Raw genomic sequence first — 14,061 nt, 5'->3', positions numbered from 1 at the left:
TGATCAGGACTAGCGGTTCTTGACCCGCGTGACCGCGTCGGTGTTCTCCGAACGCGCATTGCCGGCCTTCTTGTCGGCCTTCGCGGTGCGCTTCTCCTTCAGCGTCTTCGCGGGTGCGGTCTTGCCGCCTTCTTTCCGTGCGGACTTCTCGCCCATGGTGTTGCTCCTTTGCGAGCCACGATGGCCCGGTACCGCTGAGGGTACAACCACATGCTGTCCCCGAGTCCAGCGAACCCATCCTTGTTAGCATTCGGGGATGACGAACCCGGCACACATCACCGACGTCCCGATCGGCGGCGACTCGATCCGACTCGGGCAGTTCCTGAAGTTCGCCGGGCTGCTCGACTCCGGCGGCGACGTGAAGGCGGCCATCGCAGACGGCGTGGTGAGCGTCAACGGCGAGGTCGACCTCCGACGTGGTCGCCAGCTCCAGATCGACGACGTCGTCTCGATCGAGGGACGCGCCGTCCGCGTCCGCCCCTGAGAGTAACCCCCGTGAACCCGAGCACCCCCCGACCCATCGCCGTCACCGGATCGACCGGTGTGCTCGGCGGCCTCGTGGCGCACGATCTCGCCGCTCGCGGGACCCCGCAGCGTCTGCTGGTGCGCACCCCGGCGAAGGCGCCGCAGCACCCGCAGAGCACCGTGCACCCGTTCAGCTACACGGACCAGGACGCTGCCCGCGCGGCGCTCGAGGGCGTCGACACCCTGTTCATGGTGTCGGGCTCCGAGAGCGCCGACCGGGTCGACCAGCACCGGTCGTTCATCGATGCGGCCTCCGCTGCCGGCGTGCAGCACCTGGTGTACACCTCGTTCGCTGCGGCGGCACCGGATGCCGTGTTCACCCTGGCGCGCGACCACCACGCGACCGAGGAGCACATTCGTGCGTCGGGCATGCGGTGGACGTTCCTCCGCGACGGCTTCTACCTCGACTTCATGGAAGCCCTCGTGGGTGAGGACGGCGTCATCCGTGGACCGGCCGGTGACGGTCGCGCCTCCTTCGTGGCACGCGCCGACATCGCGCGGACCGCGGCGGCAGTCCTCGTCGACCCCGCGCCGCATGCGGGCCGCACTTACGACCTCACCGGCCCTGAGGCGCTCACGATGGCCGAGGTCGCCGCGACGATCAGCCGGGTACGCGACCGCGAGGTCACCTTCCACGACGAGACCATCGAGGAGGCGTACGCGTCCCGCGCCTCCTACGGTGCGCCCGACTGGGAGGTCGACGCCTGGGTCAGCACCTACACGGCCATCGGCAGTGGTGTGATGGCCGAGGTCAGTCCGGCGATCGAGGACGTCACCGGTGTCCCGCCGATGGACCTCGAGACCTACCTGCGCGCGAACGCGGGCTGACCAGCGGCGACGGCGATCACCGTCACGCCAGGAAGACCCGCAAGGCCTCCGCACTCAGGGGGCGATCGGCGAACACGAGACGGACCGCCCCCGGGTCGGGGTTGCCCGCGTCGGGACCGCGCCAGACGACTTCCAGGCCCGCATGCTCCGCGGCTCGCCGCGACCCCTCGTTGTGCTCCAGGAGGAAGGCGACGACGGGGAGGTCGGATCCGGTCTCGGTGACCGCCGCCCGGGCTGCGGCGATGAGCTCCTGGGCGTACCCGCGGCCCCAGGCAGCCGGTGCCAGGCGGAAGTAGAGGTTCCACGCCACGCCGCCGCGCAGACTCGGGCCGCCGATGCCGACGAGTCCGCCGGTCGCCGTGTCCCGAGCGACCCAGACGTCGAGTCCGTTCGCGTCCCAGCCTGCGGAGTACCGCTCGACGAGTTCACGGGTCTGCTCGATTGAGGTGTGTCGAGCCGACGGCAGGTGCGTCCAGACCGCCGGATCCGCGTGCAGCTCGTGGAGTCCGGCCAGGTCCTGCTCCGTCGGGCGGGCGAGCGTCAGGCGATCGGTCACGGTCGGTGAATGCGGTGCGGTCATGCCCACCATTCTTCACGGTTGGGCGGGCGCCTCAGGTTGCTTGCTCGCATCGACCCGCGAGATAGGGCAGGTGCCCGAGGTGGGGCGACCCCCTCAGGGAGGAGCGTGAGGACTCGAGCCGGACGACCGGCCCGAGCACGAGGAGGCACCCATGTTGACCAGCGCGACCCACAGCTCCGCCATGACCGGCGAGACACGACGGTTCGTCGAACGCGAGCTGCAGCAGCGCCTCGAGCGGGAGCGCGAGCGACGGGAACGCCTGCTCGACGCCACCTCGGGCGAGCATGGGGCGCGCACGAGGCGCACACCTCTCCACCACCGTCTCCGCGCCGCCCTCGGCGCGTTCGTCGCCACGCTGCGCGACGCCGATCGTGCGGACGACGCACGCCGAGCACCGGTGTCCGCGCATCGCTGAGCGGTCGCGGCGGTCACCCGTCGATGTCGGCCCGGAGTGGGACCATGGGATGGTGAACGTGCCTGCGACGAGCCCGACCATGATCGGACGCGCCTCCGATCTGCGGGCGCTCCGGGCCGTGTTCGACGCGGCGGCCGCCGGCGAGTCGCGCAGCGTCGTGGTGAGCGGAGAAGCGGGCATCGGCAAGACCCGTCTCCTGCGCGAGTTCGCCCGATCCGTCCAGCCGGCGGCGCTCGTCCTCACCGGTCAGTGCGTGGATCTCGGCGAGGTGGCCGCGCCCTACGCGCCCGTCCTCGGCCTCATGAAGGACCTCGTGGCCCAGCGCGGGAACGACGCCGTGCTCGATGCGGCCGGACCGGGCCGGGCGTCGCTCGCAGCGCTCCTGCCTGCCCTCGACCCCGACGCGGTCGACGAACGCGACGGTGGCGTCGGCCGGCTCCATGAGACCGTCGCCGTGCTGCTCGAAGCGCTGTCGCGGGAGCAGCCGGTCGTGGTCGCGGTCGAGGACGTCCACTGGGCCGACGGAGCGACGCTGAGTCTGCTCTCGTTCCTCGTGCGGGTGCTCACCACCGAGCGAGTGATGCTGTTGCTCACCTTCCGCAGTGAGGACGTCTCCCGCGGCCACCCGTTGCGCGGGTTCCTGGCCGAGCTCGACCGCACGCGGCGGGTGGCACGGCACACGCTCGGACGACTGAGCCGCGGCGACGTCATGCGTCAGGCGATCGCCATCCGAGGCGGTGCGCTCGACGCCGTCTCCATCGACAGCGTGTACGCGCGGAGCGAGGGCGTCCCGTTCTTCGTCGAGGAGCTGCTCGGCCTCGACGACGGCAGCGGCTCCGACGAACTCCCCGACACCCTGCGTGAACTCCTGCTCGCCCGGTACGAACGCCTCGCGCCCACGACGCAGCAACTGCTCCGGGTCATCTCGGCCGGCGGTGTCCGCGTGGAGCACACGCTGCTCGAACAGGTCTTCACGGGCGCTCCGGAGGACATCGACGCCGGTGTCCGGGAGGCGATCGGCGCGAACGTGCTCCTCGCCGACGCGACCACCTACGAGTTCCGGCACGCGCTCGTCCGGGAGGCGATCTACGACGACCTGCTCCCCGGTGAGCGCACCCGGTTCCATGCGGGGTTCGCCGAGGCCCTGGAGGGTGGCGTCGGTGTCGATCCGGTCGCCGCGGCGGTCTCGCACCACTGGATGCTGGCCAGGGACTTCGGGCGGGCGTTCCCGGCGACCGCGCGGGCGATGGAGCAGGCCCACACGGCCTTCGCCTACAGCACCGAGGCGCAGCTCGGGGAGCGGCTGCTGGAGATCTGGGATCAGGTCCCCGCGGCGGAGGAGCTCGTCGGCCGGTCCCGCTCGGAGCTCATGCGACGCACCGCGAGCGCCCTGCGGAACGCGGGCTGGACCGATCGCGCGATCGCCATGGTCGACGAGGTGCTCGCGACCCGCGAGGACCGCGACGAGATCGACCAGGCCAAGCTCCTGCGCGACAAGGCGTTCTACCTCGCCAACCTCGGTCGGCCGGGCTCGGTCGACCTCCTGGAGCAGGCGCTCGACCGGGTCCCACCCGAGACGCCCGGCGAACTGCGCGGGGTGCTGCTGACGAGCCTCGGCGCTCGTCACATGATCATCGGGCGGCTGGAGCGGGCCATCGAGTACGCCGACGAGGCGGCCCGGGAGGCGGCGCGGACCGGTTCGGCGCGGAACGCCTCGGTCGCGGCGAACATCGGCGGCATCGCCCGGATCCACCGCGGCGAGCTGGAAGCCGGGCGGGCCCTCCTCGCGACGGCGGAGCCGCTGGCCGAGGGCGACGGCAGTGCGTTGCTCCGCTACCGGGTGAACGCCTCGGACATGGCGAACCTCCTCGGATCGTACGAGGAGGCGCTCGCGTCGGCGCTCGAGGGGGTGGCCCGGGCGAAGTCGCTCGGCGTCGAACGGAGTTCCGGGCTCATCCTGTCGTCGAACGCGGTGGACCCGTTGGTCGCGCTCGGACGCTGGGACGAGGCGGAGGAGCGGGTGCACCGGGCGCTGGCGCTCCAGCCTCCCCTCGCGTTCTCGGTCTACCTGCGCCAATCGCTCATCCTGCTGACGCTCTGGCGTGGTGATGCGGAGACCGCGGCGATCCTGTTCCGGCGGTGGCACCGGGGGATGCTGTCGCTCTCCGGCCTGGAGGTGCAGACGCGGTTCGGTGTCGCGCGTGTGGTGATGCAGGTCGGCCTGGCCACCGGCGACCTCGGCGAAGCCTGGTCCCCGGCGGGCGTCGGCGTGTTCGAGGCGCCGGACCACCGCCCGATGCCGGCGTACGACCTCCCGGCGCTCGCGGATGCGGCGCGGGTGCTGGCCCGGGTCCGCATCGCGCTGGCCGCCGGGACGCTCGACGTGGAGTCCGGCCCGTTCGCGGGCGTCGACGACGAGCGGCTCCGGCAGCTGGAGCACCGTTGGCGGGCACTGCTCGCCGAGGGACACTTCTGGCCGACCGCACCGCTGTGGAGTGCGGTGGTCGACGCCGAACTGGGCGGACCGGGCGGCACCGGTGACGACGCCGGCGCCTGGGCGGCGGCTCGGGCCATGGCAGAGCGGCCGGTCGCCCCTGCCGTGCTCGCGCCGTACACCGCACTCCGGCTCGCGGAGGCGCAGGTGGCCGCCGGCGATCGTGCCGGCGCACAGGACACGCTCGTCACCGCCGTCGCGGAAGCGACGTCACTGGGCGCCGGCCTCGTCCTCGACGGCGCCCGGGCGTTGGCAGTACGTGCGTCACTGAACCTCGACGGACGACCGAGGGTTCGCGGGGCGGCCGGATCCGTCCAGCTGACGGCCCGGGAGCGCCAGGTGCTGCAGCTCATCGCCGAGGGGCTGAGCAACCCACAGATCGGCGAGCGCCTGTACATCAGCGCGAAGACCGCGAGCGTCCATGTGTCCGCCATCCTGCGGAAGCTGGGGGTCGCCGGCCGGACCGAGGCGGCGATGGTGGCCGGGGCCAGCGGGCTGCTCGACGTGGCTCCCGGTCGGTCGATTTGACCTTCTCATCAACGTGAAGGTTGGAGGATGCCAGCGCACGTCATTCGAGACCATCACGGAGGAACCATGCAGCGGATCGGCATCATCGGCAGTGGAGCGATCGGAACCGCCCTCGCACGGCTCGCGGTCGCTGCCGGCCACGAGGTCATGATCGGCAACTCCCGTGGGCCCGGGTCGCTGGCCGAGCTGGTCGCCGACCTCGGCCCGCGTGCCGCGGCAGGGCGGGTGGAGGACGTGGCGGGCTTCGGTGACCTCGTGGTCCTCGCCGTCCCGCTGGCCGCCTACGGTGATCTGCCGGCGGCATCGCTCGAGGGCCGGACGGTCCTCTCGACGGGGAACTACTACCCGTCGCGGGACGGACGGATCGAGCAGCTCGACTCCCTGCGGCTGACCACCGCCGAACTCGAGCAGGAGCTGTTGCCCGGCACCCGTCTCGTGAAGGCGTTCAACAACATCGTCGCCCACCACATCCCTCTGCTCGCGGGGTCCGAGCCGCGGACCGCGCTCCCGGTGGCCGGGGACGACCCCGAGGCTGAGGCGCAGGTGTCGAGCACGGTCCAGAGCCTCGGATTCGACACCGTCGACGCCGGTGGCCTCGCGGAATCGTGGCGGTTCGAGCCGGGGGCCGCCGCGTACACGGTCATGTACGCGGCGAGCCGGCAGGGGTTCGCGGACGACTACCTCGCCGACCGCGGCGCGCCGGTGACAGCTGAGCGCGTGCGCGAGGTGCTGGCCTCCGCGGAGCGCGTCGACGTCGCAGCCCGGCAGTTCTGACACTCCGGTCGGCAGGGCGGGGCAGGACCAGGACCGCTGCTGTGGTGGCGACGCCATGACGGGGCGGTTCGGTCTCCCGGCCAGCATCGAGGGGAAGCTGGCCGGGAGCCCTGGCAGAGCGAAAGGGTCCTGCCGGGGATCAGCGTAGACACGATGCCCCCTCGGAGGTGGGGTGTTTCGTTCTGCGGATAGGCGCGGTGGTGGCGGTCCGGCGGTCCGCACGGCGATGTCGGCATACTGGCAGGATGCCCAGCCTGAGCTTGCGCCCGATCGTACGGCCATCGGACGACGACGCCTTCGTCGCCTTCTTGAGCGCACACGAGTTCCCGTTCCACGTGCGCCGGCGGCCGACGGCGGCGGATGCGCGAGCCCGCTTGGCCGACGGCGTGATCGACGGTCCTGCTGCAGCGGGCTTCTGGGTGCTGGCGGACGGCGAGACGGTCGGCACGGTCACCCTCGAGGACCTCGAGGACGACACGGCGCTGATCGACCTCCGGCTCGCTTCGGACGCGCGAGGCCGCGGGATCGGCTCGACGGCCCTGCCCGCGATCGTCACCGAGGTGTTCGGGCGGTTCCCGTCCGTCCGCAAGCTCGAGGGTCAGACCCGCGAGGACAACGTCGCGATGCGTCGTGCCTTCAGACGAGCCGGCTGGGTGAAGGAGGCCCACTACCGCGAGGGGTGGCCGGTCGACGGTGGAAGCCCGCTCGCCTCGGTCGCCTACGCGATCCTCCGGAGCGATTGGGAGTCCGGCACGGTCACGCCGGTGCCGTGGGACGACGAGCCGTGATCCGGGAGTTCGCGCGTGCCCGGGCTCGGACATCGAGAGTCGCCCTGGTGAGGATCGCCTGATCACTCGCGCCCGGCGGTGTCACCGGGCGTCCGAGGCCGCGCCCTGCTCCGACCCCACAGCGGTCCCCTGCGCGGGAGGTGACCACCAGGACGAGCCGGCCTCGACGGGTGCCGGCCCAGCGACCGCGGCCAGGGCTCGCAGATACTGGTCACCCATGTTGACGAGGGTGATGGTCCGGAGTCGATACCCCAAGGGGCGGGCGTGCCACGTCGCGTCAGATCGGACCTCGAGCAGGTACAGCCAGTGACGGGTCAGTTCGTCCGGCACACCGACCCAGAGGAGGTCGGGCTTGTTGCGGCGTTCGAGCGCGCAGAGGACCCCCTCGGCGAGGAATGACCGCAACATGCCACGTGTCGAGTCGAGATCGGGCGTCGGTCGGCCGGACGGAGGGCTCACTGGCCACTCGGGCCTGGTCTCCGAGAAGGACCGCTGGAACGATCCGTCGAACCGGACGCGGCTGATGTCTCGGACCCGGATGACCGTGTAGCCGTCGAAGAACCCACCTGAGGCGATCTTCGCGACGAGCGCCCACTTGCGGCCGACAGCGACGACGAACCCCTCCAGCGTCTCGTATGGGGCGGACACGCGGTCGAGTTTCGCGATCGTGGATGTCTCCCGGGCGAGGGCCAGTCGTTTGAGGACCTTCGTGCGCGTCTGCATGGCTCATTGTCCCGCGGCGGACGCCTCCGTGGACGAGCACCGCCGACCGTGCACGCCGGGCCGCTATGGTTCTCGGGTGGCGAGAGACGGATCGAGGTCGGCGAGCGGTAGAGCCCGTCGTCGCGGGCAGCTGGCCGCCGCACGCCCGGTCCAGGTCATCTCCATCGCTTTCGGAGCCGCGACCCTCATCGGCACGCTGCTGTTGATGCTGCCGATCTCGAAGACCGGCCCGGGCGGCGCGAACCTCATCGAGGCGCTGTTCACCGCGACGAGCGCCATCTGCGTCACCGGCCACATCATCGTCGACACCCCGGTGTTCTGGACACCGTTCGGGCACGCCGTCATCCTCACGCTCGTCCAGATCGGTGGCATCGGGGTGATGTCGTTCGCGACGCTCCTCGGCCTGCTCGTAGCCCGGCGGCTGGGCCTGCGGACGCGACTCACCGCGGTCAGCGAGACCCACACGCTCGCGATCGGCGACGTCCGCCGGGTCCTGCGCGGGGTCATCCTCATCGCACTCGGGGTCGAGGTCCTCTGCGCCACCATCCTCGCCCTGCGGTGGATGATCGGCTACGGCTGGGCGCCGGGCGACGCGATCTGGTTCGGCGTGTTCCACGCGGTGTCGGCGTTCAACAACGCCGGCTTCGCCCTGTTCAGCGACAGCATCATGGGGTACGCGACCGACCCGTGGATCTCCCTGACGATCTGCGCGGCGGTCATCCTCGGCGGGCTCGGCTTCGGCGTGATCCTGGAGCTGCGCCGCCGGTTCAGGACGCCCTCGCGGTGGACGCTCAACACCATGACCGTCGTCGTCGGCACCCTGATCCTCCTCGTCGTCGGCTGCGGCTTCATCACCGCACTGGAGTGGTCGAACCCGGCGACGCTCGGCGCCCTCGCCCCGGCCGACCGACTGCTCGCGGGGTTCACCGCCGGCGTCCTCCCCCGCACCGCCGGGTTCAACAACCTCGACGTGAGCCAGATGCACCCGGTGACCTGGCTCGTCACCGACATCCTCATGTTCATCGGCGGTGGACCGGCGAGCACCGCCGGGGGACTCAAGATCACCACCTTCGCGGTGCTGTTCTTCATCATCGTGACCGAGCTGCGCGGCGGTGCGGCGGTGAACATGTTCGGCAAGCGTCTCCCGCGGTCGACGCACCGGGAGGCCATCACCGTCGCGCTCCTGTCCGTCGGCCTCGTCGTCGGCGCCACGGCCGCGATCATGCTGATGACCGACTACAGCCTCGACCGCGTCCTGTTCGAGGTCATCTCCGCGTACGCGACGGTCGGGCTCTCCACCGGCATCACCGCTTCCCTCCCGGTCGCCGCGCAGCTGATCCTGGTGGTCCTCATGTTCGTCGGCCGCATCGGCCCCATCGCCCTCGGTTCCGCGCTCGCGCTTCGGACCGAGAACCGTCTGTATGAACTCCCGAAGGAGCGTCCGATCATTGGCTAGACCGTTCAGCAACAAGCGTCAGCGTGGCGTCGAGTCCGTCGTCGTCATCGGCCTCGGCCGGTTCGGGCGTGCCCTCGCCGTCGAGCTCGTCGACTCGGGCACCGAGGTCCTCGGGATCGACACGGACGAGGACATCGTCCAGTCGCTGAACGGCGTCCTCACCCACGTGGTGCGTGCCGACACCACCCGTGACGGCGTGTTCGACCAGCTCGGCATCGACGAGTTCGACCGCGTCGTGATCGCCATCGGCACCGACCTGCAGGCGAGCATCCTGACCGCGTCGCTCCTCAAGCGCCGCGGCACCACGAACATCTGGGCGAAGGCCGTCAGCGAGCAGCACGGCCTGATCCTCGAGCAGATCGGGGTCGAGCACGTCGTCTACCCGGAGTCCGACATGGGGCGTCGCGTGGCGCACCTCGTCCGCGGCGGCGGGATGCTCGACTTCCTCGCGGTGGAGAAGGACTTCGTCATGGCCAAGACGACCGCTCCGGCAGAGGTCGTCGGGCAGACGCTGACCGCCGCGCGCATCCGCGACCGGTTCAGCGTGACCGTCGTCGCCGTTCGCCAGGACGACCGGTGGACCTACGCGACCGGCGACACGGTCCTCACCGCCGGCCAGCGGCTCCTCGTCCTCGGCCCGACGGACAAGACGGAGCGGTTCGCAGCGCTGCCGCGGTAGTGGTCGTGGCGGCTGGGCTGGAGACCGATCCGGTGTGCCGGGCCTAGCGGCGGTTGTTCAGCGAGCGCTGCACCGCGCCGAACGCGATGGTGCCGACGATGAGGACGAGGCCGACGATCCCGAGCCAGAACAGGCCCTTCAGCACGAATCCGGCGATGGAGAGGGCCGCCCAGAGGACGAGGAGGACGACGATGACGACGGCGATCTTCTGCACGGGTGAAGTTCCTGTTCCGATGGTGAGGTGACTGACGGGAGCGGATGACGATCCGCTAGGACCGTAGCAGGACGGCATCCGAGCCGGCCTGGTGCCGTCACGGCAGGAGCAGACGACGCAGTCCGGTGCGAGTCTCGGCGTCGACCCACAGGGTGTCGAAGACGCCGTCCGCGTCGGCGACGAAAGCGTGGACGTGCGGCGTCACCTCCGCGAGGAAGGCGTCGACCTGTTCCGGCGTCCACGATGCCTGGCGATCGTGGGTCGGGCCGCCGTGAGGCGCCGTCCCCGCCATCGCGCGCACCGAGTCGGCGTAATCGTCGACGATCGCGTCCTCGGTGACGCCGGCATTGGCGAGGAGCAGCGCGCTGACCAGGCCGGTGCGGTCACGGCCTGCGGCGCAGTGGACCAGGACGCCGGGTTGGGATGAGGCGATCGCCTCGAGAGCGCCGCGGACCAGCTCCGGCAGGATACGCACGTTGTGTTGCCAGTACTCCGGTGAGTCGAGGATCGGGAGGCACACCTCGCGGAACTCCGCACGGGTCTGATCCTCGGTCGGCGCCAGGGTGATCGTGAGGTCCACCGGAGGACGGACGTCCGGGTCCGCCGCGCGTGCACCCGTCTCATCGGCGCTGCGGAGGTCGACGACGGACCGCAGGCCCCACGCCATCGCCGCGTCCCATCCCTCCGCGGTGAGCAGCTCGCGTCGGGGACCCCGCGCCACCATCCCGTGGCGTGTGGCGCCGGTGGACGACCAGGGTGTCGGCAAGCCGCCGAGGTCCCTGACGTTCCGCAGGCCGTCCCAGTCCAGATTCCGCATCCGCCAGAGCGTACCGGACCATGCGGATGGCCGTCCGCTCGGTTACCGTGGATCCGCTGATCAACAGATGAGGACTGACGCCGGTATGGACGACGCACGCGAAGCACGACTCATCGAGACGTTCGTGACGCTCACGGACAGCCTCGTGGACGACTACGACGTCGTCGAGCTCCTGCAGATCCTCGTCGATCGCGCGGTGGAGCTGTTCGACGCCGCGGCCGGTGCGATCCACCTCACCGACCACGACGGCGTCCTCCAGGTCGTCGCCTCGACGAGCGAGCGCAGCAGCTTCTTCGGGCTCCTCCAGTTGAACGCCGGTGAGGGGCCGTGCATCGCCGCGGTCACCTCGGGCCACCTGGTGACGGTGGAGACGGCTGAAGAGCTCCACGCCTACTGGCCGAGGTTCGCGGAGGCCGCGAACGAGAGCGGGTACATCGGCGTCCATGCGATCCCGTTGCGCCTCCGCGACAACATCGTCGGGTCGCTGAACCTGTTCCGCGAGACCGAGGGGGCCCTCAACGGTGCCGACGCCCGCGCCGCCCAGGCGTTGGCCGATGTCGCGACGATCAGCCTCCTCCAGCAGCGGACGATCGAGAACGCCACGCTCGCCACCGCGCAGCTCCAGCGCGCGCTCGACGGCCGGGTCGCCATCGAACAGGCGAAGGGGTACCTGGCTCGGGCGGCGGGCGTCGACATGGACACGGCGTTCGGCATGATCCGGCAGTACGCCCGGTCCCGGCAGCGACGACTCGGCGATGTCGCGGCCGCGGTCGCACGCGAGGAGGTCCCGCTCGACGAGGTCGTGGCGACGGGTTCCCCCGACACCGACGACGACTGATCGCCGCTGCGCACCCACGGTGGGATTCCGGATCGATGCGCCACAACCCACTCCAAACTCAGCCGGAACAAGGCAGGATGGAGGTTCGAACATCACCGAGCACTCTCGAAGGAACACACCCATGGCAGGCCTCAGCCTCTCCAAAGGCAGCAACCTCTCGCTCACGAAGACCAGCCCAGGGCTGACCATCGCCACGGTCGGTCTCGGGTGGGACCCGCGCACGACCGTCGGCGTCGCGTTCGACCTCGACGCCTCCGCGATCCTCGTCGCCGAGAACGGCAAGATCCGCTCCTCCGCCGACTTCATCTTCTACAACCAGATGTCGACGCCCGACGGCTCGGTCGTGCACCAGGGCGACAACCGCACCGGCGAGGGTGACGGCGACGACGAGCAGATCACGATCGACCTCCGCGCCGTGGAGCCCGACGTCTCTCGCATCGTCATCGCGGTCTCGATCCACGACGCCGACAACCGCCGCCAGAACTTCGGCCAGGTCCGCGACGCCTTCTGCCGGGTCATGGACCAGGACCAGCAGGAGATCGTCCGCTACGACCTCACCGAGGACGCCTCGCAGGAGACGGCGATGCTGTTCGCCGAGATCTACCGCCACAACGGCGAGTGGAAGTTCCGTGCCGTCGGCCAGGGGTACACCACCGGTCTCGCCGGCATCGCGGGCGACTTCGGCGTCCCGCTCGACTGAGCCGGACACAGGCGCCCGAACGGCCGGCGGTCAGTGACCGCCGGTCAGCTTGCCGGCCAGCCGGCTGTGGATCCGCGTACTCGCGTCGTTCATCCCCTCGATGACGACTCGCTTCCCGCGACGCTCGTACTTCGTGGTGATCGCGTCGAGGGCGGCGACGGTCGACGCGTCCCAGACGTGCGACTGTGAGAGGTCGATGACGATCCGCTCCGGGTCGTCGGCGTAGGCGAACTGGGTCGTCAGGTCGTTACTGGACGCGAAGAACAGCTCTCCGGTGACGGTGTACCGGGCGGTGGGCGTCGCGACCGACAGATCGACCGTGCGTTCGACGGTGGCGAGGTGGGCGACCCGCCTCGCGAACACGACCATCGCGGCGATCACACCGACCACGACGCCGATCGCGAGATTGTGCGTCAGGACCACCACGACGACCGTGGCCACCATGACGACGGTCTCGCCGAGGGGCATGGCGCGCAGGGTCCTCGGGTTGATGCTGTGCCAGTCGAAGGTCGCGACGGACACCATGATCATCACCGCGACGAGGGCGGCCATGGGGATCACCGCGACCACGTCGCCCAGCGCGACGACCAGGACCAGCAGGAACACCCCGGCGAGGAAGGTCGAGATCCGCGTCCGCGCGCCAGAGGCCTTCACGTTGATCATGGTCTGGCCGATCATCGCGCAGCCACCCATGCCGCCGAAGAACCCGGAAAGCACGTTCGCGATCCCCTGGCCCAGCGACTCGCGGGTCTTGCCCGACGGGGTGTCGGTGACGTCGTCGACGAGTTTGGCCGTCATGAGCGACTCGAGGAGCCCGACCAACGCCATCGCGGCCGCATACGGGGCGATGATCGTGAACGTCTCCAGGGTGAACGGCACGTTGGGGATGAACAGGGTCGGGAGGCTGCGCGGCAGTTCGCCCTGGTCGCCGACCGTCGGCACGTTCAGTCCGGTGACCACGGTCGCCGCGGTGATGAGCACGATCGCGACGAGCGGGGCCGGCACGACACTCGTGAGGCGGGGCATGACGACCATGACCACGATGCCGACCGCGACGAGCGGGTACACGAGCCACGGCACGCCGATGAGGTTCGGGAGCTGGGCGGTGAAGATCAGGATCGCCAGGGAGTTGACGAACCCGACCATGACGCTGCGTGGGATGAAGCGCATGAGCTTCGCGACGCCGAGGAGGCCGAGGACCACCTGGAAGACACCGCCGAGGATGACCGTGGCGATGAAGTAGTCGAGGCCGTGTTCGCGGGCGACCGGGGCGATGACCAGGGCGATCGCTCCCGTGGCCGCCGTGATCATCGCCGGGCGGCCGCCGAGGAAGGCGATCGCCACGGCCATGACGAACGAGGAGAACAGCCCCACCTGCGGGTCGACGCCCGCGATGATCGAGAAGGAGATCGCCTCCGGGATGAGCGCCATGGCGACGACGAGGCCCGCCAGCACCTCCCTGGTGAGGATGCGGGGGCTGCGGAGGGCGGAGAGGACGGTGGCGTCCGGTGCGGCGGGTTTGAGGCCAGTGGCCATGAGTGCTCCTGTCGGAGTCGGGGTCCTCAGCGCGAGGACCGGATGGGAATGTCTGGGTCCGGCGCTGCGGTGCGCACGCCACCGACCGCGCGGGGACGTCACGCGCGGGAGAATGGTGGGGAGATGCGGCCCGATCGGCCGCCATCGATAACTCTACCCTAACGTA

At 70.4% G+C, this 14,061-nt stretch carries 16 protein-coding genes; 10 read left to right on the top strand and 6 right to left on the bottom strand.

The window, feature by feature from the left end:
• Positions 1–9: 9 nt before the first annotated feature.
• Positions 10–156 carry a hypothetical protein gene (locus EAO79_RS19030; RefSeq protein WP_157579891.1) on the bottom strand — a complete coding sequence of 49 codons (147 nt, stop codon included), beginning with the start codon at positions 154–156 and terminating at the stop codon, positions 10–12.
• Positions 157–256: 100 nt separating this feature from the next.
• Here EAO79_RS19030 and EAO79_RS06125 point away from each other — a divergent pair, with 100 nt between their 5' ends.
• Complete coding sequence (locus tag EAO79_RS06125) at positions 257–484, top strand: RNA-binding S4 domain-containing protein (RefSeq protein WP_124768382.1); 228 nt, start codon at positions 257–259, stop codon at positions 482–484.
• Positions 485–495: 11 nt separating this feature from the next.
• Positions 496–1,353 (top strand): SDR family oxidoreductase, encoded by an 858-nt coding sequence (locus EAO79_RS06120; protein ID WP_124768381.1) that lies wholly within the window; start codon positions 496–498, stop codon positions 1,351–1,353.
• Positions 1,354–1,375: 22 nt separating this feature from the next.
• On the opposite strand, the gene EAO79_RS06115 is transcribed toward EAO79_RS06120, so the two are convergent.
• Positions 1,376–1,933: a GNAT family N-acetyltransferase gene (locus tag EAO79_RS06115; RefSeq protein ID WP_124768380.1), complete on the bottom strand. Its 558-nt coding sequence runs from the start codon at positions 1,931–1,933 to the stop codon at positions 1,376–1,378.
• Positions 1,934–2,084: 151 nt separating this feature from the next.
• Between EAO79_RS06115 and EAO79_RS19025 the strand changes: the two genes are divergently transcribed.
• The 4 genes from EAO79_RS19025 (at position 2,085) to EAO79_RS06100 (ending at position 6,932) form a co-directional block, all read left to right on the top strand.
• Positions 2,085–2,348: a hypothetical protein gene (locus EAO79_RS19025; protein ID WP_164486907.1), complete on the top strand. Its 264-nt coding sequence runs from the start codon at positions 2,085–2,087 to the stop codon at positions 2,346–2,348.
• Positions 2,349–2,427: 79 nt separating this feature from the next.
• On the top strand, positions 2,428–5,370 hold the full coding sequence (locus EAO79_RS19510; RefSeq protein WP_206428292.1) for a helix-turn-helix transcriptional regulator: 2,943 nt from the start codon (positions 2,428–2,430) through the stop codon (positions 5,368–5,370).
• 66 nt (positions 5,371–5,436) lie between these two features.
• Positions 5,437–6,144: an NADPH-dependent F420 reductase gene (locus EAO79_RS06105; RefSeq protein ID WP_124768378.1), complete on the top strand. Its 708-nt coding sequence runs from the start codon at positions 5,437–5,439 to the stop codon at positions 6,142–6,144.
• A 245-nt stretch (positions 6,145–6,389) separates the two neighbouring features.
• Positions 6,390–6,932 carry a GNAT family N-acetyltransferase gene (locus EAO79_RS06100; protein WP_124768377.1) on the top strand — a complete coding sequence of 181 codons (543 nt, stop codon included), beginning with the start codon at positions 6,390–6,392 and terminating at the stop codon, positions 6,930–6,932.
• Positions 6,933–7,013: 81 nt separating this feature from the next.
• On the opposite strand, the gene EAO79_RS06095 is transcribed toward EAO79_RS06100, so the two are convergent.
• On the bottom strand, positions 7,014–7,655 hold the full coding sequence (locus EAO79_RS06095; protein WP_124768376.1) for a hypothetical protein: 642 nt from the start codon (positions 7,653–7,655) through the stop codon (positions 7,014–7,016).
• A gap of 76 nt (positions 7,656–7,731) precedes the next feature.
• Here EAO79_RS06095 and EAO79_RS06090 point away from each other — a divergent pair, with 76 nt between their 5' ends.
• A complete protein-coding gene (locus tag EAO79_RS06090) occupies positions 7,732–9,111 on the top strand; it encodes a TrkH family potassium uptake protein (RefSeq protein WP_241160998.1) in 1,380 nt (459 codons plus the stop codon).
• Positions 9,104–9,790, top strand: coding sequence for a TrkA family potassium uptake protein (locus EAO79_RS06085; protein ID WP_240043972.1), 687 nt, complete (start codon positions 9,104–9,106; stop codon positions 9,788–9,790). The genes EAO79_RS06090 and EAO79_RS06085 overlap by 8 nt, the downstream gene beginning before the upstream one ends.
• A gap of 43 nt (positions 9,791–9,833) precedes the next feature.
• Here EAO79_RS06085 and EAO79_RS19020 read toward each other — a convergent pair whose 3' ends face one another.
• The gene (locus EAO79_RS19020) at positions 9,834–10,004 is read right to left on the bottom strand and encodes a hypothetical protein (protein WP_164486832.1); all 171 of its coding nucleotides are present in this window, start codon (positions 10,002–10,004) and stop codon (positions 9,834–9,836) included.
• Between the two features lie 97 nt (positions 10,005–10,101).
• Positions 10,102–10,821 carry a tyrosine-protein phosphatase gene (locus EAO79_RS06080; RefSeq protein ID WP_124768373.1) on the bottom strand — a complete coding sequence of 240 codons (720 nt, stop codon included), beginning with the start codon at positions 10,819–10,821 and terminating at the stop codon, positions 10,102–10,104.
• A gap of 85 nt (positions 10,822–10,906) precedes the next feature.
• On the opposite strand from EAO79_RS06080, the gene EAO79_RS06075 reads away from it, so the two are divergent.
• Complete coding sequence (locus EAO79_RS06075; protein WP_124768372.1) at positions 10,907–11,659, top strand: GAF and ANTAR domain-containing protein; 753 nt, start codon at positions 10,907–10,909, stop codon at positions 11,657–11,659.
• A 121-nt stretch (positions 11,660–11,780) separates the two neighbouring features.
• Complete coding sequence (locus tag EAO79_RS06070) at positions 11,781–12,359, top strand: TerD family protein (protein ID WP_124768371.1); 579 nt, start codon at positions 11,781–11,783, stop codon at positions 12,357–12,359.
• A 30-nt stretch (positions 12,360–12,389) separates the two neighbouring features.
• Here the strand turns inward: EAO79_RS06070 and EAO79_RS06065 are convergent, their stop codons facing one another.
• Positions 12,390–13,895 carry a SulP family inorganic anion transporter gene (locus EAO79_RS06065; RefSeq protein ID WP_124768370.1) on the bottom strand — a complete coding sequence of 502 codons (1,506 nt, stop codon included), beginning with the start codon at positions 13,893–13,895 and terminating at the stop codon, positions 12,390–12,392.
• Positions 13,896–14,061: the final 166 nt, after the last annotated feature.

The sequence above is a fragment of the Plantibacter sp. PA-3-X8 genome (assembly GCF_003856975.1).
Taxonomy (GTDB): Bacteria; Actinomycetota; Actinomycetes; order Actinomycetales; family Microbacteriaceae; genus Plantibacter; species Plantibacter auratus.
Note: the sequence above shows the minus strand (reverse complement) of the source record. Positions and strands in the feature narration are given on the sequence as shown.

Coding starts and splice junctions, on each gene's coding strand:
- EAO79_RS06070 (WP_124768371.1), top strand. CDS start 11,781: ATGGCAGGCCTCAGCCTCTCCAAAGGCAGCAACCTCTCGCTCACGAAG.
- EAO79_RS06095 (WP_124768376.1), bottom strand. CDS start 7,655: ATGCAGACGCGCACGAAGGTCCTCAAACGACTGGCCCTCGCCCGGGAG.
- EAO79_RS06080 (WP_124768373.1), bottom strand. CDS start 10,821: ATGCGGAATCTGGACTGGGACGGCCTGCGGAACGTCAGGGACCTCGGC.
- EAO79_RS06115 (WP_124768380.1), bottom strand. CDS start 1,933: ATGACCGCACCGCATTCACCGACCGTGACCGATCGCCTGACGCTCGCC.
- EAO79_RS19025 (WP_164486907.1), top strand. CDS start 2,085: ATGTTGACCAGCGCGACCCACAGCTCCGCCATGACCGGCGAGACACGA.
- EAO79_RS06105 (WP_124768378.1), top strand. CDS start 5,437: ATGCAGCGGATCGGCATCATCGGCAGTGGAGCGATCGGAACCGCCCTC.
- EAO79_RS06100 (WP_124768377.1), top strand. CDS start 6,390: ATGCCCAGCCTGAGCTTGCGCCCGATCGTACGGCCATCGGACGACGAC.
- EAO79_RS06125 (WP_124768382.1), top strand. CDS start 257: ATGACGAACCCGGCACACATCACCGACGTCCCGATCGGCGGCGACTCG.
- EAO79_RS06075 (WP_124768372.1), top strand. CDS start 10,907: ATGGACGACGCACGCGAAGCACGACTCATCGAGACGTTCGTGACGCTC.
- EAO79_RS06065 (WP_124768370.1), bottom strand. CDS start 13,895: ATGGCCACTGGCCTCAAACCCGCCGCACCGGACGCCACCGTCCTCTCC.
- EAO79_RS19510 (WP_206428292.1), top strand. CDS start 2,428: ATGATCGGACGCGCCTCCGATCTGCGGGCGCTCCGGGCCGTGTTCGAC.
- EAO79_RS19030 (WP_157579891.1), bottom strand. CDS start 156: ATGGGCGAGAAGTCCGCACGGAAAGAAGGCGGCAAGACCGCACCCGCG.